We start from the raw sequence: 22,569 nt of genomic DNA on the forward strand, positions 1-22,569 counted from the left end.
TTTTTCAACGAAAATAGGCAAAAGATATTATTTGACGGAATTTTAAAAGCACTTTTTGTTTTCAGAAATAGTTTTATTGATTAATAAAATGTTAAAAACATCAAAATTTTATTACATTTGTTTCTTTCATAAATTTTTAACCTAATATGAGTTCACTTTTCAGAAGAAAACACTACGCAGAAAATACTGATAACGGGCAACTGAATCGCGTTTTAGGCACTTGGGATATTGTATTTTTTGGTATTGCTGCCATCATTGGTGCAGGAAGTTTTAGCAGTTTAGGAGAAGCTATCTTCCGTGGCGGTCCGGGCGTAATTGTTTTATATCTGATTTGTGGTTTTGCCTGCGCTTTTACTGCTCTTTGTTATGCTGAATTTGCCAGCCGAATTCCAACTGCAGGAAGTGCTTACACCTATGCTTACGCCAGTTTTGGGGAATTGATTGCCTGGGTTATTGGCTGGGCTTTGATTATGGAATATTCTTTTGGAAATATCTATGTTGCTTTTTCCTGGTCCGATTATTTCACCAGTTTTATGGGCAGAATCGGGGTTCATATTCCGGATTATTTTACTTGTAGTTACACCGAAGCTAAAAAAGCTGTTCTCAATAATTCGAATAATGCTGAATTGATTAATGCCTGGAAATCGGCTCCTATTATAGGAGATTTAAGAATCATTGTTGATATTCCCGCTTTGGTAATCAATGGATTGATTACTTGGCTTTGCTATCAAGGAATCAAGGAAAGTAAAAACTTCAATAACTTTTTTGTGATTCTGAAGTTGTTTGTGATTCTTCTTGTCATCGCAGTTGGTGTCGCTTATGTGAATACTGGAAACTGGTTTCCAACAAGTTCTGTAACTTCCGAACCTTCTTTTATGCCGAACGGATTTGCGGGTGTAATGTCTGCTGTTTCTGGTGTTTTCTTTGCTTATATTGGTTTTGATGCGATCTCTGTTTTATCAGAAGAAACCAAAAATCCTCAGAAAGACCTTCCAAAAGGAATGTTGATTTCTTTAGGACTTTGTACTGTTATTTATATCATTCTGACTTTAACTTTAACAGGATTAGTAGATTACCGAAAATTCGATGGAATTGGTGATCCACTATCGTTTGTCTTTGATAAAACGAATCTCAATCTTCCCTGGATGGAATTCATCGTTGCTCTAATAGCGATTGTCGCCATTACAACCGTTCTTTTGGTGTTCCAGATGGGACAGCCAAGAATCTGGATGGCAATGTCCAGAGACGGACTTTTACCAAAGAAATTCCAGCAAGTTCACAGCAAAAACAAAGTACCTTCTTTCGCAACCATTATTACTGGAATTGTGGTAGGTGTTCCAATTCTGTTCACCGATAAAACTTTTATTCTCGATTTTACAAGTATCGGAACTATTTTCGCTTTCGTATTGGTTTGTGGTGGCGTTTTGATGTTGCCTCCAAAAGATAAAATCAAGGGCAGATTCCACCTGCCATATATTAATGGAAGATTGATTTTTCCATTAATTTTCATTGGCGGTTTGGTATTCTTTTATTTCTACCAACCAGAATTTTTCCACAATTTAACCAATATCAGCGATCCAAATGAAGGCGAATTCCGTTTGGCAATCATTGTTTTCATTATTGTCAATCTGATTTTGTGCGGACTGGCTTTCGTTAAGAATCTTTCATTAATTCCTTTAATTGGTCTTAGTTCATGTCTATATTTACTAACCGGAATGAGCCACGAAAACTGGTTTTGGTTTGGACTATGGTTTGCTATAGGTTTGATAATTTATTTCCTTTATGGATACAAAAACAGCAAACTAAATCAAACCAAAAATGCAGCCTCAGAATAGAATTAAAACCTATAAAGAGTTTTATCAATTTTATCTTACAGAACACAGTAAACCGCTAACTAAAGCGTTTCATTTCCTTGGAATTTTATTAGTCTTTGCAGTTATTTTTTATGTTGTACAGTCTGGAAAAGAGCGATTTCTATGGTATTGCCCTATTTTTGGATATGGGTTCGCCTGGTTCAGTCATGCAGTATTTGAAAAGAATACACCGGCAACATTCAAATACCCGATTTGGTCTTTAGTATCAGATTTCAGATTATTTTTCGAATTATTAATAGGAAAACAAAAATTTTCAAAATAAATGTTATTGTAATAAATTTATTGTCTATTTCACAATGAAGAATTTCATCAAAACCAATATCTCTCAAGATTCTCTTGCGCTGCTGCTCGTGCAGGCTCCCGTAGCTCTATCGATGTTGATGGGTAATGATTTTATCATTCAGGTTGCCAATCCTCAAATGCTTACACTATGGGGGAAACCTCCGGAGATTATTGGCTCTAAGTTGATTGATGCCATTCCGGAACTGCAGGGACAACCTTTTATGAATATCCTTTCTAATGTAAAGTCTACCGGAAATCCTTACAAAGGTTATAAAGAGAAATGCTATCTCGTAAGAAACGGCAAAACGGAAGAATGCTTTTTTGATTTCATCTATGCACCGATCTTTAATGATGATGAATCAGAAGTTATAGGAATCAGTGTCGTTGCTACAGAAGTTACAGACCAAGTTCTTGCTGAAAAAAAACTTGCAGAAACGGAATATAAATTTGAAAACCTAATCAAAGAATCCGATTACGCAATCGCTTTATACACCGGAAAAGACCATATCATTGAAGTTGCTAATGATAAAATGCTGGAGGCTTGGGGTAAAAACAAATCTGTTATTGGGCAAACAATCCGTGAAGGAATTCCTGAACTGGAAGGTCAGCCATTTTTAGAGATTCTTAGAAATGTTTTTGAAACCGGGAAAACCTATTCTGCCACCGAAGATAAAGTGCTACTTGCAAAAGATGGTAAACTTGAAACATTTTACTACAATTTCTCTTACAAGCCGCTTATCAATGAAAACGGGAACGTTTATGCTATATTAAACTTTGCGACCAATGTTACAGATCTTGTTCTAGCCAAAAAGAAGATTGAAGAAAACGAAGGCAAATACAAAAACCTCGCGGACAGTTTACCAATTATTATCTGGACAGCGGACAAGGATGGCAATATCGATTATTATAACAAAAAATGGTACGATTATACAGGATTTGAAGGTATCGATAGCAGAGAAGCAGCCACCCATAAGATTTTACATCCTGATGATGTGGAAAGAGCAATGCAGGTATGGCGAAGAAGTCAGGAAAGTAAAAGTCCTTACGAGATAGAATATCAATTCAAAGATACCCAAAGTGAAGATTCTTACAAATGGTTTCTTGGTCGTGCTGTGCCTATTAAAGATATAAATGACGAGATAATCCAATGGATTGGGACCTGTACAGATATTAACGAGTTCAAACAATTCCAGCAGCAGAAAGATAATTTCTTGGGAATCGCCAGCCACGAACTGAAAACGCCATTGACGAGTCTCAAACTTTATTCTCAATATCTTGAAAAAAACCTGAGAAAACAAGACGACCAGAAAAATGCAGATGTAGCCATGAAAATGGACGACCAAATTAATAAGCTGACTGGTCTTGTCAACGATCTGCTAGACGTTACAAAAATCCAAAACGGCAAAATCCTTCTTAATAAATCTAATTTTAATTTTGATGAATTGGTTGCTGAAATCATTACAGAACAACAGATGAGCACCAGCCACAGGATATATCTGGATTCCGAAAATATTGGCGACATCTATGGCGACAGACATCGCATCTCGCAGGTGATGAGCAATCTCATTAGCAATGCCATAAAATATTCTCCGGATTCTGACAAAATCCAGATTACTACAAAATTAACCGAAGAAGGCTGTGTCCAATTCTCTGTGAGGGACTATGGGATCGGGATTCCTGAGGATAAAAAAAACAAAGTTTTCGAACAGTATTATAGAGTCAGCGGAAGCAAGGAACACACCTTTCCGGGACTTGGGTTGGGACTTTATATCTCTTCTGAGATTATAAAACGAAGCGGTGGCAGGATTTTTGTAAACTCAATTGAAGGTAAGGGTTCGGACTTTTGTTTCGAGATTCCAAAAAAACACAAATCACATTAATACTACATTTTACAATGCCAAATACTAAAAAAGTTATAGTTGTAGACGACAGTCCTGCAATTTTAGATTCAGTGAAATTGATGCTGAATATGGAAGGATTTGAAGTCTCAAATTATGAAAGAGGAACCGATATGTTCAATTCTCTTTTGGAAACATCAACCAAACCAGACGTCATCCTGATGGATATGTGGCTGTCCGGAGAAGACGGGAGAGATATCTGCAAAATGATAAAAGCGCACCAGGATTTCAAAAACATCCCAGTTGTAATTATGTCTGCCAGCCGAGGTTTGGGAGACTCTGCGATAGAAAGCGGAGCCATAGATTTTATCCCGAAACCATTTGACCTTGGTGAGATTGTAGAAAAAATAAGATATTATTCCAATAGTTCGGCTGAGTAATTTAGGCGGCTTAATACGTTTGGAGTTTATCCTGAGCTTGTCGAAGGGTTTGCGCAGTTTTATGCCAACATCCAATTCTTTGTAAAACGAACTCATTCAGGTCGGGCTGCTGCCATTCAACTTTTATAAAATTTATGGAAAAATAATACTCAATAAAAAAGCAGTTTAAATTTTTAAACTGCTTTTTCTTTAAATGTTGGAATTTAGAAATCAACTGTTTCTGGATTCAGACCGGAAAAACCTGTTTCTTCCAGAGTTTTCAAAGCCTTCATATCACTCTCCTCAATTTTGAATCGTTCAAAATGCAAGTTGTTTTTGATGTTTTCAGGATTTTCAGATTTAGGCAAAACAATCACACCGGACTGCAGGCAAAACTGAATACAAAGAATCGCAGGAGAAACATTGTACTTATCAGCAATCTTTTTCAAATCTTCATCTTTCAATAATCTTCCGGAACCAATCGGGCTCCAAGCTTCTATCGCAATTCCTTTTTCTTTACAAAAATCTACAACTTCCTGTTGAACATAACCGGGGTGAAACTCTATCTGGTTAACAGCCGGAATCACATCTGCAGTTTCCAGCAAAGCCTCCAGTTGAGTTAGCATAAAATTGCTGACACCAATGGTTTTCACGACACCGGATTTATACAACGTTTCCATAGCTTTCCAGGTTTCCGCATTGATTTCTTTCCAGTTTTCAAATTGCTTCGAATTAGCCGGCCAATGAATCAGCAATAGATCCAGATAATCTGTTTTTAGTTTTTTCAGAGATTGCTCTACAGAAGCTTTTACACCTTGCGCACTTCTGTTGCTGTTCCATATTTTAGTAGTGAGATATAGATCCTTTCTTGCAATTCCGGATTCTTCAATCGCCTCTCCTATTTCTGCTTCGTTCCCGTAGATGTCGGCAGTGTCAATATGCCTGTAACCAGCTTTTAAAGCTGTCTTTATAGTTTTTTGAACACTTTCAGTCGTCTGCCATGTTCCAAAACCAATTTCAGGAATTTCTGTTCCGTTATTTAATATTACATTTTTCATTTTAAAAAATTTGATTTTTCGAAAGCCAAAATTACGCCATCTAAAAGAGATTTTAAAATAATAAAACTGATAGAAGAATCAAAAAATTATGATCCGGTTTATTGATGATATTTCATAAATTTGGACTATGGAAAAACAGGAATTCGGATTGCTCGGGAAAAATATTTCTTACTCATTTTCAAAAAAATATTTTGAGGAAAAATTCAAAAAATTATTTCTAAACAATCATTCGTACAACTTCTTTGATATCTCTGAGATCGAAAACGTTTCACCATTTTTGGAAAATCCGAATCTTATTGGGATGAATGTCACAATTCCTTACAAACAAGCGATTATTCCCTTTCTTGATGAACTCAGTGAAGAAGCTTTGCAAATCGGAGCTGTCAATTGTGTAAGTTTCCAAAACGGTAAAAAAATCGGTTATAACACGGATGCTTTTGGATTCGAAAAAACACTTCTGATTAATAAGAAAGACCATCATAAAAAAGCTTTAATTCTCGGCGATGGTGGCGCAGCGAAAGCGGTGAAATACATTTTGGATAAACACAACATAGCACATCAAACCGTTTCCAGAAAGTCCGAAATCAATTTTGAAAACCTGACTGAAGATTTGGTAAAAGATTCATTATTAATTATCCAGACAACACCAGTTGGAACTTTCCCGAATATTGATGATTCTGTTAAATTTCCTTTTGACGCAATTACCGATAAACATTATGTTATCGATTTGATCTACAATCCATCTGAAACTGCTTTTCTTAGACATTGTGCAGAAAAAGGCGCAACAACGCTTAACGGGTTTTATATGCTGGAACAGCAGGCAGAGAAAGCTTGGCAGATTTGGAATAGTTGATTAATTTTGGTTTATAAACAAGTAATCTATTATTTTAGGAAACTTATATAATGTAAATGGAATATACTAAATTATCAATATTACTCCTTGCCTTTACAATTTTGTCTTGTGACAAAAAACAAGATCCAAAAGCTATTGATTTTATCAATCAATGGGAAAAATTAGAGATTAAGACCCACACTGAAAAAATAATAATTTCAAAATTTTCTGATTCAGCAAAATACGAACAAAATCTCAATAATATAGTATTTCAAATTTTACCGGAAGATGGAAAATTAGTAGAAGAAAAAATTGTAAGGAAAAATATATATTTTACAAAAGGTGAAAGAGACAGCTTAGCAAAATATATCTATGAGTCAGTTACGAAACCAAAATTTACAAGCATTATAGCTACTGAGTATTCCGGAAGTGTAAGCCTAAATTATGATACAGGAAGCTTAAGGTTAATTTGTGAATATAATTCTACTGGTAACTGGAGTGCAGTTTCCGATGAAACCAAAAAAATCTATACAATATTATCTAAAAAAGTAGAAATATCTAAAAATTAAAAATTCTGATTGTCTTATATAACAGCATCATAAAAATCAGCAAATAGCTTTCTTTCCTCTTGCTTTTTAATTTTCTTACTATTAAAATAGAATAATATCATCATTTTTTAAGTAGATCAACAATCACTTTCCAGCTCTCCAATTTCTCCTCAAACTTCACCGTATGAAGCGGGCTTGTTGAAGGCAAAACTTTAATCGGGATTTTGAAATTCTTGCCTAGAATCTTCAGAAGGTTTTTGTAAGACTTCTGTCCGTTGCAGAAGATGATTTTGATATTGGGATGATTTTTTATCAGTTGAGGAACATTGTTATCAATTTCATTTTTGATTTCCGTATCCAGGCTTCCTTTTCTTTCGCAGCTTTCGATAACATCCCAAAGAGCGATTTTGTTTTCTTTCAATAAATCTATTCTTTCTTGATAGTCCAATGAAAATGCTTCATCAAAAAGATGAAACAAGATTTTCCAGAACTGATTCTGTGGATGCGCATAATATTGCTGCATTTCCAAAGACTTAACACCCGGAACAGAACCGAGAATCAGAATTTGTGAATCTTTATCTACAATTGGTGGAAAAGAATTGATTCTGTTCATTTTGTTTATCGCAAAGTCGCAAAATTCATTTAATTGATTAGTAATAAAAGTCGCAAAGTTTCTATTTAACGAAGTTAAATTTTTGTGTTTTGAAAATATAATTTAAAATTAAAATTTTGTGCCTTTGCGTTAAAATTCTACTTAAGATTATCCAGAATTTTGAACAGAGCATTACTAATGCTTCCGCCCTGATAATTATTGAGTATAATGGAAAACACATAATTCTTACCGCTTTTGGAAGTCTGATAACCTGCAAAAGACTTGCTATCTTTGATCGTTCCGCTTTTCATTTTGATGCCATTCTGAGTGGGGAAACCTTCATAAAAAGCATCGAACCAATTTTGTTTTTTAGCATATAACAAAGCCTGAACTTGGGCTTTTGCCGAAACATAATTCTGTGGCGAAAGTCCGCTCCCATCAGCAAAGTTGATCATCGTAGGATTAATACCTTTGGATTTCCAAAAGTCTTTTAAGAAGTCAACACCGGTTTCAAAACTCGGATTGTTTCGTTTTTCTTTTGCCATTGTTTTGATGAACGTTTCTCCATAAAGATTGATACTTTTTCTCAAAAACCAATAGACAATTTTGTCCAGCGTTGGCGATTTATATTCAAAGATTTGATTTTGATTCGGTGCTTTTGAAATGGATTTCCCGACAATCTTTTCATTATAGTAAGTGGTCGTTTTTCCAGAGATTGAAATTCCGTTTTCCTCTAATAGTTTTTTTATTTCTACAGCTAATTGCATTGGTGGATTGGGTGTCGCTCCGGAAACTGTCGTTACTTTTCCAGCAGGCAGAGTTCCATTAATCATTGCAGTTTCCGAATGTGGTGCTGTGAAGATCAGACTTTGGTCAGAACTTCCACCGGTTTTCAGCTCATTAATCCAATTAATATTCTCCAAATCGTAAGAAAAACTTTTGAATTGATTTCCATTAATATTAATATCAAACTGATTTTCTCTCCAGTTTACCCCAAAAGTTCCTGCACCGTAATAGTTTCCCAAATCATTCCAGGGCCAACCACCTGGTGTACTTTGAAAATCGAAATAAGAATCATCTACAATCAGATTACCTGATATTTTTTTGATTCCGGATTTCTTGATGGCTTCTAATAACTGCTGTTTGAAGTTTTCAGGTTTGTAATTTTCCCAACGCCAAGTTCCCAAAGTCGGGTCGCCATTAGAAGTAATGTAAAAATTACCATCTAAAGTTCCATTAGATATTTTTCCAGAATAGGAAGCGGTTGTTTTAAATTGATAATTCTTCCCCAACGTTTCCAGAGCCGCCGCAGAAGTAAAAATCTTCTGTGTGCTGGCTGTAGAAAGTCCTTTATTCCCATTATATTCATAAACTAAGTTCCCGTTCTCATCCGAAACATAGAACGAAAGATTAGCTGACAAAGCATTGGAAGTTGACAGCATTTCTTTCACAGATTTGTCCAGTTGTTCAGAAACTGATTGTGAAAAATAGGTTTGTGAAACTAGTAATGGAATTAAAAGGAAATACTTCATTAATGCTTACTCTTTTATTATTTTTTCAGAAATGGTTTTGCCGTTTTCCAGTTGTATTGTCAAAAGGTAGTTTCCTTTCGGAATATCAGAAACCGTCATATTCTTACTATTGGCACTTCTAATTAATTTGCCATCGAGTGTATATAATTGTATAGCAACGACTGTTTCTGCAGATTTGATATTTAATTGATTTTTAACTGGATTTTCTACAATAAGGTTATTTTTATTAAACATTTCAGCAATCTCTAAATTACTTGAAGCAAGTTTTATAATCCAGTAGCCATACCCCCCATAGACGTTGGTATTGTCCCCTATCCCAGAATCGGAATATCCAGCTATAACATAACTGCCATCAGCATTTTGGAGGACTACATGCCCATAATCATACTCGCTGCCACCCAGGGATTTTTGCCATTGTATAGCGCCACTGCCACTTAGCTTCACAAGCCACGCATCAGTTTTCCCCAGATTACCTGTAATGTTGCCATCTAAGGAATTTGATTCACCTACTACGATATAGCCACCATCCGTAGTATTCTGGATGTCATTGGCGAAGTCAGAATATCCACCTCCTATAGATCTTTGCCATTCCAGGTTACCGGTGTTGTCCAGCTTTACAATCCAATAATCGGATCTGTCATTATATCCTTCGTAGTCATTTCTGTAAGAATAGGTATAACCAGCCAAGATGTATCCCCCATCCGGCGTACATTGTAATGATTTTGAATAATCAGAACGACTTCCGCCAAAGGTCTTTTGCCATTCTATGATGCCATTACTATCTAATTTCACAACCCATGCATCAGTGCCACCATGGTTTCCAGATACATCTCCATCATTAGAGTCAGTATTCCCTGCCACAATGAATCCTCCGTCAGCAGTAATTTGAATGGACGATGCCATGTCTCTATATCTTCCGCCGAGTGATTTTTGCCATTGGATATCGCCATTGCCATTAAACTTAACAATCCAGCAATCTTCTTCCCCGTGATTTACTGTACTATCTCCATTGGAAGACCCCGAGGATCCCACCACTATGAATCCCCCATCTAAGGTAGTTTGTATGGCATTGGCTCTCTCTTCACCAGAACCCCCTAATGTTTTTTGCCAAAGAATTTCCCCGGTGCTGTTGAGCTTAGCTATACGCCAGTCATATCCGCGTGCACTATTTATAAAAGAATCGCCTGCTACAACATATCCTCCATCCGCAGTTGGCTTAATAGCTTTTGCAATATCAAAATAAATACCTCCGAAGGATTTTTGCCATTGCAGCACACCGCTTGGATTTAGTTTTACAATCCAATAATCATTATAGTAACCATTGGTTCCACTACCTCCGGTCACATCCCAATTATTGGATTCAGTATCACCTGCCATAATGTATCCACCATCTGGGGTCGCTTGAAGATCAAATGCCCGGTCATCACTGCTGCCTCCATAAATTTTCTGCCATTGTATTGTAGGTATCTGAGCAAACATCATATTGGTAAACAGAATAACGAAAGATGCCAGAACTAGTTTTTTATTCATAAATTATTTTTTTTATGGTTATTAGTTTTAATTAATATTAACTTGTGGGTGTTTCCCCATTTTCATCCGGCACCGTCAACAGCAGATTATACTGCTCTATCAAGGCATTCAGTTGGTTGATGACCGTGTTATAAGGTGATGTTGGGGTTTCTACCAAAAGATGCAAAGCGTTGATCCTATCTCTCAGCGCATAATAAACAGTATTGGTTTCCTCTCTTTTTATCTTCAGAGTTTCTGGTGTGGCATTACCATAATCCTGAGTTCTGTCCAGATAACGGGTACTGAATTCTGTATTGATATTTCCCAACTCGTCTTTCCAGGATTTCAGACCCAATGTATCAATGGCCTGGCTAAGCTCCGGTTTGTTGTCCCAGTCATTCATGAGACTGTTGATGGTCGCAGTCTCTGCCTGATAATTGAGTCTGGCGATACCGGAACCATATAGTTTGATGTTGGCGAGCAAAGCTTCTGCAGCTTGTTTAAGATTTGTATCATAATGGTATGAGTAGCCCAATGCTATGTAATAGATACCATTAACTGCCGAATCTCTCCTCTCATCCAAAACCAAAAGTTCCTGAGAAATAGGATTTGCCAAAACCTTTTTGAAAAGGCTTTCCAGCTCATTGGTTTTCGCCGACAATTCGTCGTACTTGGTTTCTATCTGCAAAACGGCAGGATTGTTTCTAGAAATAATTTCCAAAAAGTCTTTTTGGAATTGCAAATAATTCGCGTTGCGCAAACGCGTAATGTCAATAGAATTAATCATTTGATAACGTTTTTGTTTTTTTAAGAGCTTAAAGATAAATATTTTTCTCAAAGATATCCATTCTACTTCTTTAATTTCAACCTCTCAGAGGACGAGAGCTTGTTGCAGGAGTGCAACAGACTTTCGGGAAACTACGAAGCCTTGTAGCAGGGGTGCGACAAACTTTCGGGAAAGTACAAAAGCTTGTCGCAGGGGTGCAGCAAGCCCTCGGGAAGGGCAAAGAGGCTGTTGCAGTCTCGCAAGACCTTTTAATAGTCTCAAAAGTAAATCTGACTATGTTTTTTTTAAATTGAATTATTGAGAAGAACATTCGCGACTGTATTTTTATAAATATTTGTTAAATCCAAAAGCAGATATAGCCTTCAAGAACTTAATCCCTAACTTTACTTTAAAATTGAAAAGATGCCGAAGAAGAACCGCAAAAAAGAAGAATTATACAACGTCATCACGCACGGTCTTGGGGTTATACTTTCCATCGTCGCCTTGATTCTGATGATTTACTATTCCGTGATTAGCGGTAGTGGGATTGCGATTGCCTCTTCTTTGGTCTTCGGGATCAGTTTGATACTACTCTATTCTGCATCCACCGTTTATCACGCGGTTTACAAACTGAAGTGGAAGAAGATCTGCCAGAAGATCGATCATCTCAGCATCTATCTTCTCATCGCCGGAACCTACACACCTATTGCACTTCTAGGACTGAAAGGCGCTTGGGGCTGGAGTATGTTTGGTGTGATTTGGGGAATGGCTTTGATTGGTTTTATTTTCAAATTTTCACCATTGAGGAACAACGAGAAAATCTCACTTTCGCTGTATGCTCTGATGGGTTGGGCCGCCATTATCGCCATCAAACCAATGATAGAAAACCTTTCCACGGGCGCATTAACATTGATTATTCTTGGTGGATTATGCTACACGTTCGGAATCTATTTTTATGCTAAAGACAGAAAACCATTTTATCATCCTATTTGGCACCTATTCGTTTTGGGTGGTAGTATAATGCATTTTTGTGCGGTTTTCTTTTTTATTCTGCCCTAATTAAGTCTCGCTGATTATTTCATTATTAGTTTTTGTTTAGCTGAATATAAATATATCAAAACTTATATCAACATTTGGTTATTTTTGCCACTTAAACCAATTAAGGTTTTATTTTAATAGCAAGCTTATAATTAAATTTTAAATTTTTGGAAAGGCAAAACAATTTTGATTTTTTAAGGCTCTTATTTTCATCCTTAGTCATTTTTTCTCACTCGTTTCCACTGACACAGAATGAAGAAATATTAGCAAAATTTACAAACAACCAACTAGAATTTGGCTCTCTTTCTGTCAATATCTTCTTTATAATGAGTGGATATTTAATATTTAATAGTTTAAAGTTTAGCAAAACACCTCAGAGTTATATTTGGAAAAGAATACTTCGACTATTTCCAGCATTATTAGTGATGTTGCTTATTTCATTATTAATAATTATTTGGGTTTATAGAGGTAATAATATATTGTGTCAGACAGATTTCTACACTTATTTACCCAATAATTTGTCTTTGTATAAAGTACAACATTTCGTAAATGGAGTTTTTGAGAACAATCCATTACCCAAGGATATTAATGGAAGTTTGTGGTCTTTGAGTTATGAATTCACAATGTATATTTTTGTTCTGCTGCTATTTCCTATCAGGAAAAACAAACTTTTGGTGATTATCACTTTATCATTATTTTTTCTTATTTCATATTATGCAATATTATTTAGGCCTAGTTTTTTAAAAAACATTTTTGCATTGATAAGTTTAAAAACAATACACTTATATCGGCTATCAACTTTTTTCATAGCAGGTTCATTATTAAGTCTTGTAAACCTTCAAAAAGTAAATAATAATTGGATAAAAACTTTCCTTTTTCTAGGTTTAGTGATGTCAATTATCTTAGATGTTTACAACATTTTTTCCTTTCTACTTTTACCATTACTTGTGATTTTGGTTTGTATCTCTTTTTCTAAGCAATTAGCATTTATACCAAATCTAATTGGAGACATCTCTTATGGTGTATATATCTATGGATTCATTGTTCAGCAGACTCTAATGAATTTTTTCATTTTGAATCCTTATGAATTAGCTGTTATTAGTCTATCAATAACTTATATATTCTCATACTTGTCTTGGAACTACGTAGAAAAAAAGATGTTAAAATATAAAAATATGTTTTAGATAATACTTACACTAAAATTGGTCTTTTGAAATGCTTATCGTAAATTTGGGCAAATTAAAATTAAAATAGATATGTCTAAAGCCATTTCTCAAGTGCCTTTTGCACAAAACGAACCGGTTAATTCTTATGCTCCAGGTTCTGACGAGGTAAAAAGCCTGATTGCCACTTATAAAAAAATGTGGAAAGAAAAAACCGAAATCCCAATGGTAATCGGTGGAAAAGATATTAAAACAGATAAAAAAGTACAACTTAGTTCGCCTCAGGACCACAAACATGATTTTGGTTTCTATTATGAAGGCGATATGTCCCACGTTGACCAAGCTATCGAAGCGGCTCTTGCTGCAAAATCAAAATGGAACGCATTGGGTTGGGAACACAGAGCAGCAATTTTCCTAAAAGCAGCTGACCTTTTGGCTGGACCTTACAGAGATGTTATCAATGCTGCAACAATGATTGGGCAATCTAAAAATGTGCATCAGGCAGAGATTGATTCAGCTTGTGAGTTCATCGATTTCTTACGTTTCAATGTAGAATTTATGACTGAGCTATACGCTGAGCAGCCGGTTTCTGATGCAGGAATCTGGAATCGTGTAGAATACAGACCGCTTGAAGGTTTTTGTTTTGCGGTGACGCCTTTCAACTTTACAGCCATCTCCGGAAACTTGCCTGCTTGTATGGCAATGATGGGCAATGTTGTGGTTTGGAAGCCTTCTGACAAGCAGGTTTATTCAGCGAAAGTGATTATGGATGTTCTGAAAGAAGCAGGACTTCCGGATGGCGTTATCAATATGATTTTCACAGATGGGAAAGAAACAGCTGAGAAAGTTTTGGCTCACCCAGACTTTGCAGGTCTACATTTCACAGGTTCTACAAAAGTTTTCCAAGGAATGTGGAAAATGATTGGCGATAATATCCATAACTATAAATCTTACCCAAGAATTGTTGGAGAAACTGGCGGAAAAGACTTCGTAATGGTTCATCCTTCTGCAAATGTTGAAGCTGTTGCAACGGGTTTGGTAAGAGGTGCTTTTGAATACCAAGGACAAAAATGTTCTGCTGCATCCAGAGCTTACATTCCGAAATCGCTTTGGAATGAAGTAAAAGCGGTGATGGAAGCTCAAATTAAAACGATTAAAATTGGTTCTCCTGAAGATCCTTCCAATTTCGTAAACGCAGTTATCGATAAAAATTCTTTCGAGAAATGTAAAGGTTACATAGACAGAGCTGAAGCATCAAACGACGCAAACGTGATCATCGGTGGAAAATATGACGATAAAAAAGGATGGTTCGTGCATCCAACTGTTATCGAAACCATCAATCCTTATTACGAAAGTATTGTTGAGGAAATCTTCGGTCCAATCCTGACGGTTTATGTTTATGAAGACGAAAACTGGGAAGACACTTTGAAACTGGTTGACACATCGACGCAATATTCTTTGACTGGATCTATTTTCGCACAAGACAGATATGCGATTGACGAGGCTTACAAAGCTTTGGAAAATGCTTCAGGAAACTTCTATATCAATGACAAACCAACCGGAGCAGTTGTAGGACAACAGCCTTTCGGAGGCTCCAGAGCGTCCGGAACCAATGATAAAGCAGGTTCTAAAATGAATTTGACTCGTTGGGTGTCTGTAAGAAGTATCAAGGAAACTTTTGTCTCTCCAAAAGATTACAAATATCCATATTTAGGTTAATTTCTGGATTTTAATGTCAATATGTCATTCCGAAAGAAGAAAATCAACATTGGTAAGATTCTTTCAGAATGACATTTTGTATTTTAATAACCCAAATCTCAGACAATGAAAAAAGCGCTTATTATAGTTGATGTTCAAAATGATTTCTGTGAAGGTGGCGCTCTTGCCGTTCCGGAAGCTAACAGCATCATTCCCTATATCAATCTTCTGATGGAAGAAAACGAATATGACCAAATCGTTCTCACCCAAGACTGGCATCCCGCAGACCATAAAAGTTTCGCTTCTAACAATGGAAAAAATGTTGGAGAAACCATTTCTCTAAATGGCGTTCCACAATTTATGTGGCCGGACCATTGTGTTCAGGGAACTTTTGGAGCAGAGTTTCATAAAGATTTGAATCGTGATAAAGTCACACACATCATCCAAAAAGGAAAAAATGTAGAGATTGATAGCTACAGCGGATTCCAAGATAACAATCATTTTATGAAAACCGGATTGGAGGATTTCCTGAAATACCACGATATTCAGTTGGTTGAGATTGTTGGATTGGCTTTGGATTATTGTGTAAAATTTACTGCGATTGATGCTTTTAATGCTGGATTTGTCACTTGCTTACATTTCAACGGAACAAAAGCTGTGAATGTAAAACCTGATAGCGCAAGGAACACGATTTATGATTTAGCTGAGAAAGGAATTACTATTTTAGCGTAAATAAAACTTTACTTTAAAGTCTTCGACTCCGCTCAGACTGACATTGTTAATTAGACTTTGTCACACTGAACGTAGTCGAAGTGTTTATATATTCTACTTTTACTGATTCCTAAACTTCCTCTTCAATTTAATTTTATGTCTGGAATAATGCGTTTGCTCCGTACTTTTATCTGTTGAAATTACGCTAATATTTCCATCCACTTCCAGAATCGCTAATTTCACATCAGCCACTTTTTCGATGCCGTGTTCGTGAACGGCTTCTTCCAATTCGTCTACAGAGATTTGAACTTTTCTTAGAATTTCGGGGTACACTACTCCATCTTTTACTAAAATATATGGATGGTCTTCTATCAATTCTTTGATTTTCTGATTCTTGAAGATAAATTTCTTCACAACAAAATTCGCTACAAACAGAACCAAAGCTGCCACAATTCCGCCTTCCAAACTGCTGTTGGAACCAACCATTGCATTCTGAACCGCATTACTTATCAACAGCAAAAGAATCACATCTCCCGCATTAAGCTGTGACAACTGATTTTTCCCAAAAACGCGCACAGCAATCACCATAAAAAAGTAAACCGCCAGCGACCGAATAACGATGTCAAGAATTGAATTCAAAGTTTGAAAAAATTTATATAAATAAAGATAGATAGTTTTCGGGATATTGCTGAAGTAAATTTTGCATATTTTTTGTATTGCAAAAGCTTTGTGAAAACAAACTATTTTTAAACTATATTTGAAATAAAAACTAAACGATGAAAAAACAACTTTTACTATTCGCTGTTTCATTATGCCTTTTATCTTGTAAAAAAGCGGTTAAAAAAGTCGCAACGGTTAATAAACAAGAAATCACTGTTGATACAATTTCTACTGACAAGAAAAATCTTTCCGATTTCCATATCTACGATTTGTATTCTATGGAAAATGCTGGCAAATATGATATATTCATTTCTTTGTCTGATATTTATAATGATTCTTTAGCTGTTCCAAATGACATTATAGAGAATCAGAAATCTAAGACTTTTGCGGAACTTAAACATTTTGAATTGACCGGAATTTACAGGGAAAAATTACTAAAAGGAACTTCCCTATCTGAAGCTGATACGTTATTTCTTTACAATTACAAAGATGCTAAACTACAGAAATTTCCGATTAAGGATTTGAGATCGGTTGCCAATCTTGATCTATATATCAGCGAAGGCGAAGAAATCTCTCATTACAATTATATGATTGGCTTTGAACTGAATCAGCCAGAAACTTCTCAGGAAACAGCTTATGACAAAACGGAATATACTTTGGCTTATTTCGGAAAAGAAAATCCGTTCTCTGGTGAAAAACTAACATTGGTTCCGTGGAAAAAAGCTTCAATCAATCAATTTCCTTTATCTCTGAAAGACAAAAAAAATCTGGGCGATACCTATCACGCAAGATATCGAGATATGGACTACTATCTTCAGGACTTTAAAGATCAATATGGCGTTGCTGAAAGGCAATTAGCAGTAGTGAAAAACAAAAAAGTCTTTTTTATTAAAAACATTACAAAAGGCGAAGGTGCCGAATTCAAATCTCTTAATTTCATAGAAAACAATGATTATGATGATTTTCAATGGACCGGAAATCTTTTCAAAAATAAACCGCCTGTGGTTTTTGGTTTTGTTTCGGAATCGTTTGGTTGCCCGAATATCACTTTTTTAGACAGTTCTTATGAAGATATCTATCTGAATTGCGATAATAGACATTAGTGAATAAAATTGTTTTCTACAATTAGGCTGGAGTATTTGGACTTGCAAACACATAGATTATGAAAAACATCTCAATTGCTAATATTTTAGGTGTCATTATTTCGATAGGCGTATTATTGTCGGTTCCGCAGATTGTAAATTGGGTTTTTCAAAACCATTTTGAAAATAATATTTTGCCACATAGTCCAAGAGCAGAGTTTGAAATGTACTTCGATGAGTCCAGAATCTCGTTTGACAAAAATTTTATGTTTGGAATTTGGATATTAATTCTAGTGATGTTTGTTTATCTCATTTTTTTAGACTTTCGATTGAAAAGCATTAATGAAAGTAGATTGCCTAACAGAAAACTGCAACTAAGTATTTTCATAAAGAGGATTATTACCTATATGATTATTTTCATCGCACTCCCGATGAATTTATTGGTTTTTGATAAAGGTTCTTCCAGCGAAATGCTTTCTTTGTCTGACAAGATGATTTTGTCATCATTTATTCTGATGATGTTTAATTCCGTTTCCCTATTACCCTATTTATCCCAGCGAAATATTGCTCCATTTTTTAAATTAAAAGATGTTTTGATTTTCAATGTAGGAATGATTACTTGTATGTCTTTATTGTTTTATTTGGGTGTTAGCCAATATGTTGCGCCTGCAATTTCCGGAATCTTATCGGGGTTTGCATTCGTCAAAAAAATGACAGAGACCTGGAATCACATTGAAAATTATTTTGATATCAAGGGAAAACGTTTTCACGAAATGATGTAATTAATTGGATTAAATTCTAATATTAAACTATGCCACTATCCAAATTCAACATAAAATTAACTCAGATTTTTCTGATATTTCTGTTCTGTTGTTTTATGAGTTGGGCAGACAAGTCGAAGTAAAACAAATTTCTACCGATGGTAAATGTTGGTTTACCTAATAATGAATTTTGAATACAACTAGTATTAAAAGCAATTAAACAAAAAAATGAAACAGCTTTATTTATTAATATTATCGATCTTTATCTTTTCCTGCAAACCTACAAATAAGGATATCATTAAAGTTGAATTCAAAAGTATTTGCGGTAGTAAAGGCTGTAAAAGTCATCGTTCTGTTTTTACCAAGGACAGCATTATAGAATCTTATTTTAACTGGAATCCGGAAGCTTTTAAAGAAACAAAAAGAACAAACACACCTGAAAATTGGGAAAAACTTTTGAAAAATGTAGATATTGAAGCTTTTAAAAACATTAAATCTGATTCTGGAAGATATCAATATGATGGAACTGACGAAATCATCATTCTTCATTTTTCTAATCAAAAAAGACTCAAAGTTTCCAACGGAGATCAGGACAGTTTGTATTATCCAAGAATCGAAAAGTTATATCAATTTTATAGAAATCAATAAGAGAACGAATTTATTAAAGCTAAAAACTATGAATAAACTAACTTTTTTTCTAATAATATCTTTTTTGATTTTCAGTTTGCAATCCTGCAAGAAGAAAGAGAATGAACCAATTAATGAAAATTCTATCCAAAAAAAATCTGAGCTAAAGAAAGATTCAACAACGTTTAAAAGCTTATTGAGACTCAACGAAAAACTTGAATTAGGTGAAATTTATACCGATACTGTTAAGTTTGTTAAGTTTGATGATAATGGCGATGATTGGTATTTTGTTGTAAAGAAAAACAATGACACTGTCAGTTTAATTTACAATACGGATGACCCTAAAATAATTCGTGGAGCCGAGTTGGAAATCCAATGGAAAATGGACAGTTTGCGGCCTGCCGGAGACCCGGAATATTTGGATTTTACTGAGTATTTAATTTCCTGGAAAAAGCTCAAAAGTAAAAATTCAGAAAGAGATTTCTCGAAACTCAAAAATCAAAGTTTTGTGCTAAGTTGCGGAACTGGTTGTGCAATGACTCACAATGTGAAAGAAATTAGACCAATCAACGAAGCTTCAATTAAAGTGACATTTGAGGTAGATATGTATGTTGATGGAGAGCTGACTGAAACATTTGATGAAACTTATTTGTTTAATTATGGCAATAAAAACACTATAAAAAATATGAAAACTAATGAAAATATCGAAAAAATTTTTACAGAAAGTGCACAGCGATCTTTTAAAGAATTTGGCGCAAAATTGATGGAATAAAAAATTATAAAAACGTAACCTCAAAATGAAAAGTAAATTCTTCCAAATCATCTTAATTACTCTTTTTGCATTTCAATCGTGTAAAAAGGAAACGGAGCAAGAAAACCTCTCCAAAACCGAAGTTCAAAAACCAAAAGATACTGTAAAATCGACCATAGTTGAAAAGCCTGAAAAAGAACTTCAGTCTTCTATTGAGGTTTCAAAAATTGATTCATTGGAATATCTTCATTTTGAAATCAAAAATAATATCAATAAGAAAAAGCTCACAAAAATAACAGACTTTAATCAAGCAAAAAAGCTCTTGAAAGGCATTGTCGAATTTGATGAAAATCCGGATTTTGGAGCTAATCCTGCTGTGAAGAAAATACATTTCAGAGACGGTAAAGAATATGGCAACACTAACGAATACGATTATTACTTTTTCATTGCCTATTATCCTGAAGAAGACATTTTGCTTTGCGAAGGCGGACACACAACGGACATCAGTTTTAATTTAAAGAATGGTAAAGAAACCGAGGAAACCGGGAATCCGGATTATATCAATTTCTCACCATCTGGAAAATTCAGACTGAATGGACATTTTGGAGGACAAGAATGTTCTTCGTATTTCATTCAAAAGAAAATTGGTAACGATTATGTAAAGATTATTCAGTTGGATGAAGAATTTGAAAAGCTGACCAAAATTTGGCTTTGCATTGTTGGAGAATCTTTTTGGGCGGATGACCATACTTTATTCCTTACAGAATCAAGTAATTTTGGAAAAGCTAAGAAATATTTCAAAGTGAAACTCATTGAAAAATAATCATAAATGATGAATCATTTAAAATCTAAAATCCTTCTCCTTATAGTGCTATTTGTGGGGATTAATTCTATATTCTCTCAAGAAAAAAAGGGCAGTTACGATTTAGTTGTCTATGAAATCTACGGCGATTTGAATAAGGATAATCTTCCGGATATGGTAATTGTAAGGGAAAACACCAGCGATAAACGACGACCTAATTTGTTGGAAATATTTTTTCAGACCAAAAATGGAGCTTACCAAAAAGTGTTGTCATCAACAAAAGCGGTGATGGAAAGATTTCCGTATGGTGATGCAAGAACGGAAACGGTATTGGAAGATTTGCAAATTAAAGACGGCGTTCTGATATTCACCAATCAATTAATGAAAGGAAATTTGACTCATAAATTCAGATATCAAAATGGAGAATTTGAACTGATTGGTTTCTCGTCCAATACTGCGGGCGCTGGATATCTTGAAAGTGTGGATTATAACCTGTCAACAGGCGAAAAAATTGAAAAACAAAGCGATTATGAAACAGATAAAGTTCTGAAACTGTCCAAGACAAGAAACAAATTATCAGTTCTTCCCAGACTGAAGGATTTTTCACCATTTGAATTCACTTACTAGAGCGAGCCAATGAAAAAACTAATCACACTTTTATCTGCCTTCTTAATAATTGTCAGCTGCAATAAAAAAGAAGAAATCCCAAAAGAAAAAACAACCACTTCCAAAAAGGAAGAACTGGAAAACGAATATGAAGAACCTGATGAAGATCCAGCTTATGTTTTTCCAAAAACCGGGAAAAAAGCAGAAGATTTCATTACCGAACCGGATATTTTCGAAATTCAATACCAAGCAGAAGGCGATTTGAATGACGATAAATTGGAAGATATAGTTATCGTAAGAAAAGACAAAAAATATAAGACTGCACCACGTTCTATATTGGTTCTTCTCCAAAATCCAGACAAAACCTATCGTTTGGATAAAGTTTCGCATCTTGCAATGCCGGCAGAATATAACGACAGCGATTTCAAACTTTATGATACAGAAGATATTTCCATTGACAAAGGTATTTTGAGCATCCAGCTTTATGGGATTGGTCCGAGTGGCAATCTTTTCAGTGATTTCAAGTATTTCGGAAATGATCTTCTGTTAACTGATATCGAAACTTACAATATGGGCGCCGGCAGCCATCAGTCGCTTGATTACGATGTCCTGAAAGGCGAATTACTTCAGGAGCTTACCAACACTATGGAAGAAGAAATGCCTACTACAGAAAAAACATTTCATCTGAAACCACAAAAAATCAAATTTGAAAATGCTTCTCCAGATGCCGTAATTGCGGAAGCTTATGTAATTGATGCGGAAACTTAAGAGTGGACTAACAATAAAACGGGAATGTTGATTATCTTTGATTCAAATATTAAAGTAATTATGATAAAGAAATTATTTTTAGCATTCAGCTTTCTTGCTGTCTCAATGGTATTTGCACAAAAAAACAATGACCAACAAGCTGTTGCCGAAGCGTCAGAAAAACTCAGATTAGCAATGATTAGCGGTGACAAAACCATTTTAGAATCCTTGATACTTCCGGAACTGACTTACGGACATTCAGGCGGTCATATTGATGATGCGAAAGAATTTGTAGAAAAACTAGTCAGCAAAAAATCCAATTTCTTGACTATTGAAAATACCAATCAATCTATTCAAATTGTAGATAAAACAGCAATTGTTCGTAATCATTTGTATGCACAAACTCACGATTTAGGAAAAGAACAAGGAGAAGTGAGTCTGGATATTTTGTATGTCTGGCAGAAAACTAAAAATGGCTGGAAATTGTTGGCTAGGCAGGCTGTGAAGGCGGAGAAGAAAAAGTAATTAGCAAATGATAAAAAGGATAACTTTATTAGTTTTAAATTCAATAATTTTATGACACTCTCCCATAAAGTGTGTAAGTTAAAAAGTGAGGGCTTGGATTTTATAATCTGAGCCTTTCTTCAAAAATAAGCATAAATTGGTTGAGAAT

At 35.1% G+C, this 22,569-nt stretch carries 24 protein-coding genes; 18 read left to right on the plus strand and 6 right to left on the minus strand.

From position 1 onward, the window contains the following. The first annotated feature begins 146 nt into the window (after positions 1 to 146). Genes BXY58_RS13325 through BXY58_RS13340 form a run of 4 tightly spaced genes read left to right on the plus strand, consistent with a single transcriptional unit; the run spans position 147 to position 4,434 of the window. The gene (locus BXY58_RS13325) at positions 147 to 1,835 is read left to right on the plus strand and encodes an APC family permease (protein WP_120214352.1); all 1,689 of its coding nucleotides are present in this window, start codon (positions 147 to 149) and stop codon (positions 1,833 to 1,835) included. After that, on the plus strand, positions 1,819 to 2,136 hold the full coding sequence (locus tag BXY58_RS13330) for an Mpo1-like protein (RefSeq protein ID WP_120214353.1): 318 nt from the start codon (positions 1,819 to 1,821) through the stop codon (positions 2,134 to 2,136). Before BXY58_RS13325 ends, BXY58_RS13330 begins: the two co-directional genes overlap by 17 nt. A 34-nt stretch (positions 2,137 to 2,170) precedes the next feature. After that, positions 2,171 to 4,036, plus strand: a complete 1,866-nt coding sequence (locus BXY58_RS13335; RefSeq protein ID WP_120214354.1) for a PAS domain-containing sensor histidine kinase — start codon at positions 2,171 to 2,173, stop codon at positions 4,034 to 4,036. 14 nt (positions 4,037 to 4,050) lie between these two features. Continuing rightward, entirely contained in the window at positions 4,051 to 4,434 is a 384-nt protein-coding gene (locus BXY58_RS13340) for a response regulator (RefSeq protein WP_120214355.1), read from the plus strand. A gap of 203 nt (positions 4,435 to 4,637) precedes the next feature. Here BXY58_RS13340 and BXY58_RS13350 read toward each other — a convergent pair whose 3' ends face one another. Then, complete coding sequence (locus BXY58_RS13350) at positions 4,638 to 5,471, minus strand: aldo/keto reductase (protein WP_120214357.1); 834 nt, start codon at positions 5,469 to 5,471, stop codon at positions 4,638 to 4,640. Between the two features lie 127 nt (positions 5,472 to 5,598). Here BXY58_RS13350 and BXY58_RS13355 point away from each other — a divergent pair, with 127 nt between their 5' ends. Next, a complete protein-coding gene (locus BXY58_RS13355) occupies positions 5,599 to 6,324 on the plus strand; it encodes a shikimate dehydrogenase family protein (protein WP_120214358.1) in 726 nt (241 codons plus the stop codon). A 56-nt stretch (positions 6,325 to 6,380) separates the two neighbouring features. Then, on the plus strand, positions 6,381 to 6,872 hold the full coding sequence (locus tag BXY58_RS13360) for a hypothetical protein (RefSeq protein ID WP_120214359.1): 492 nt from the start codon (positions 6,381 to 6,383) through the stop codon (positions 6,870 to 6,872). 100 nt (positions 6,873 to 6,972) lie between these two features. Here BXY58_RS13360 and BXY58_RS13365 read toward each other — a convergent pair whose 3' ends face one another. The 4 genes from BXY58_RS13365 to BXY58_RS13380 all read right to left on the minus strand — a co-directional run bounded on the left by BXY58_RS13365 (position 6,973) and on the right by BXY58_RS13380 (position 11,271). Further along, a complete protein-coding gene (locus BXY58_RS13365; RefSeq protein WP_120214360.1) occupies positions 6,973 to 7,464 on the minus strand; it encodes a DNA-deoxyinosine glycosylase in 492 nt (163 codons plus the stop codon). A 137-nt stretch (positions 7,465 to 7,601) separates the two neighbouring features. After that, positions 7,602 to 8,975 (minus strand): D-alanyl-D-alanine carboxypeptidase/D-alanyl-D-alanine endopeptidase, encoded by a 1,374-nt coding sequence (gene dacB / locus BXY58_RS13370; RefSeq protein WP_120214361.1) that lies wholly within the window; start codon positions 8,973 to 8,975, stop codon positions 7,602 to 7,604. A 6-nt stretch (positions 8,976 to 8,981) separates the two neighbouring features. After that, entirely contained in the window at positions 8,982 to 10,505 is a 1,524-nt protein-coding gene (locus BXY58_RS13375) for a T9SS type A sorting domain-containing protein (protein ID WP_120214362.1), read from the minus strand. Positions 10,506 to 10,542: 37 nt separating this feature from the next. After that, positions 10,543 to 11,271 carry a DUF6261 family protein gene (locus BXY58_RS13380; protein ID WP_120214363.1) on the minus strand — a complete coding sequence of 243 codons (729 nt, stop codon included), beginning with the start codon at positions 11,269 to 11,271 and terminating at the stop codon, positions 10,543 to 10,545. A 402-nt stretch (positions 11,272 to 11,673) separates the two neighbouring features. Between BXY58_RS13380 and trhA the strand changes: the two genes are divergently transcribed. The 4 genes from trhA to pncA all read left to right on the plus strand — a co-directional run bounded on the left by trhA (position 11,674) and on the right by pncA (position 15,881). Beyond that, positions 11,674 to 12,309, plus strand: a complete 636-nt coding sequence (gene trhA, locus BXY58_RS13390) for a PAQR family membrane homeostasis protein TrhA (protein WP_120214365.1) — start codon at positions 11,674 to 11,676, stop codon at positions 12,307 to 12,309. A 146-nt stretch (positions 12,310 to 12,455) separates the two neighbouring features. After that, entirely contained in the window at positions 12,456 to 13,472 is a 1,017-nt protein-coding gene (locus tag BXY58_RS17235; protein ID WP_120214366.1) for an acyltransferase family protein, read from the plus strand. A gap of 72 nt (positions 13,473 to 13,544) precedes the next feature. Beyond that, positions 13,545 to 15,170, plus strand: a complete 1,626-nt coding sequence (gene pruA / locus BXY58_RS13400; protein WP_120214367.1) for an L-glutamate gamma-semialdehyde dehydrogenase — start codon at positions 13,545 to 13,547, stop codon at positions 15,168 to 15,170. Positions 15,171 to 15,275: 105 nt separating this feature from the next. Beyond that, positions 15,276 to 15,881, plus strand: a complete 606-nt coding sequence (pncA, locus tag BXY58_RS13405) for a bifunctional nicotinamidase/pyrazinamidase (RefSeq protein ID WP_120214368.1) — start codon at positions 15,276 to 15,278, stop codon at positions 15,879 to 15,881. A gap of 99 nt (positions 15,882 to 15,980) precedes the next feature. Here the strand turns inward: pncA and BXY58_RS13410 are convergent, their stop codons facing one another. Continuing rightward, a complete protein-coding gene (locus BXY58_RS13410; RefSeq protein WP_120214388.1) occupies positions 15,981 to 16,499 on the minus strand; it encodes a DUF421 domain-containing protein in 519 nt (172 codons plus the stop codon). A gap of 137 nt (positions 16,500 to 16,636) precedes the next feature. Between BXY58_RS13410 and BXY58_RS13415 the strand changes: the two genes are divergently transcribed. The 8 genes from BXY58_RS13415 to BXY58_RS13450 all read left to right on the plus strand — a co-directional run bounded on the left by BXY58_RS13415 (position 16,637) and on the right by BXY58_RS13450 (position 22,421). Next, entirely contained in the window at positions 16,637 to 17,623 is a 987-nt protein-coding gene (locus BXY58_RS13415) for a hypothetical protein (protein WP_120214369.1), read from the plus strand. Positions 17,624 to 17,682: 59 nt separating this feature from the next. Beyond that, positions 17,683 to 18,384 carry a hypothetical protein gene (locus tag BXY58_RS13420; RefSeq protein ID WP_120214370.1) on the plus strand — a complete coding sequence of 234 codons (702 nt, stop codon included), beginning with the start codon at positions 17,683 to 17,685 and terminating at the stop codon, positions 18,382 to 18,384. 207 nt (positions 18,385 to 18,591) lie between these two features. Further along, positions 18,592 to 19,011, plus strand: coding sequence for a hypothetical protein (locus tag BXY58_RS13425; RefSeq protein WP_120214371.1), 420 nt, complete (start codon positions 18,592 to 18,594; stop codon positions 19,009 to 19,011). A 28-nt stretch (positions 19,012 to 19,039) separates the two neighbouring features. After that, entirely contained in the window at positions 19,040 to 19,762 is a 723-nt protein-coding gene (locus BXY58_RS13430; RefSeq protein ID WP_147366848.1) for a hypothetical protein, read from the plus strand. 25 nt (positions 19,763 to 19,787) lie between these two features. After that, positions 19,788 to 20,564 carry a hypothetical protein gene (locus tag BXY58_RS13435; RefSeq protein ID WP_120214373.1) on the plus strand — a complete coding sequence of 259 codons (777 nt, stop codon included), beginning with the start codon at positions 19,788 to 19,790 and terminating at the stop codon, positions 20,562 to 20,564. 6 nt (positions 20,565 to 20,570) lie between these two features. Continuing rightward, positions 20,571 to 21,170 carry a hypothetical protein gene (locus tag BXY58_RS13440; protein ID WP_120214374.1) on the plus strand — a complete coding sequence of 200 codons (600 nt, stop codon included), beginning with the start codon at positions 20,571 to 20,573 and terminating at the stop codon, positions 21,168 to 21,170. Positions 21,171 to 21,179: 9 nt separating this feature from the next. Then, positions 21,180 to 21,917 carry a hypothetical protein gene (locus tag BXY58_RS13445; RefSeq protein ID WP_120214375.1) on the plus strand — a complete coding sequence of 246 codons (738 nt, stop codon included), beginning with the start codon at positions 21,180 to 21,182 and terminating at the stop codon, positions 21,915 to 21,917. Between the two features lie 60 nt (positions 21,918 to 21,977). Next, on the plus strand, positions 21,978 to 22,421 hold the full coding sequence (locus BXY58_RS13450) for a nuclear transport factor 2 family protein (protein WP_120214376.1): 444 nt from the start codon (positions 21,978 to 21,980) through the stop codon (positions 22,419 to 22,421). Positions 22,422 to 22,569 lie beyond the last annotated feature (148 nt).

The sequence above is a fragment of the Epilithonimonas arachidiradicis genome (genome assembly GCF_003610695.1).
Taxonomy (GTDB): domain Bacteria; phylum Bacteroidota; class Bacteroidia; order Flavobacteriales; family Weeksellaceae; genus Epilithonimonas; species Epilithonimonas arachidiradicis.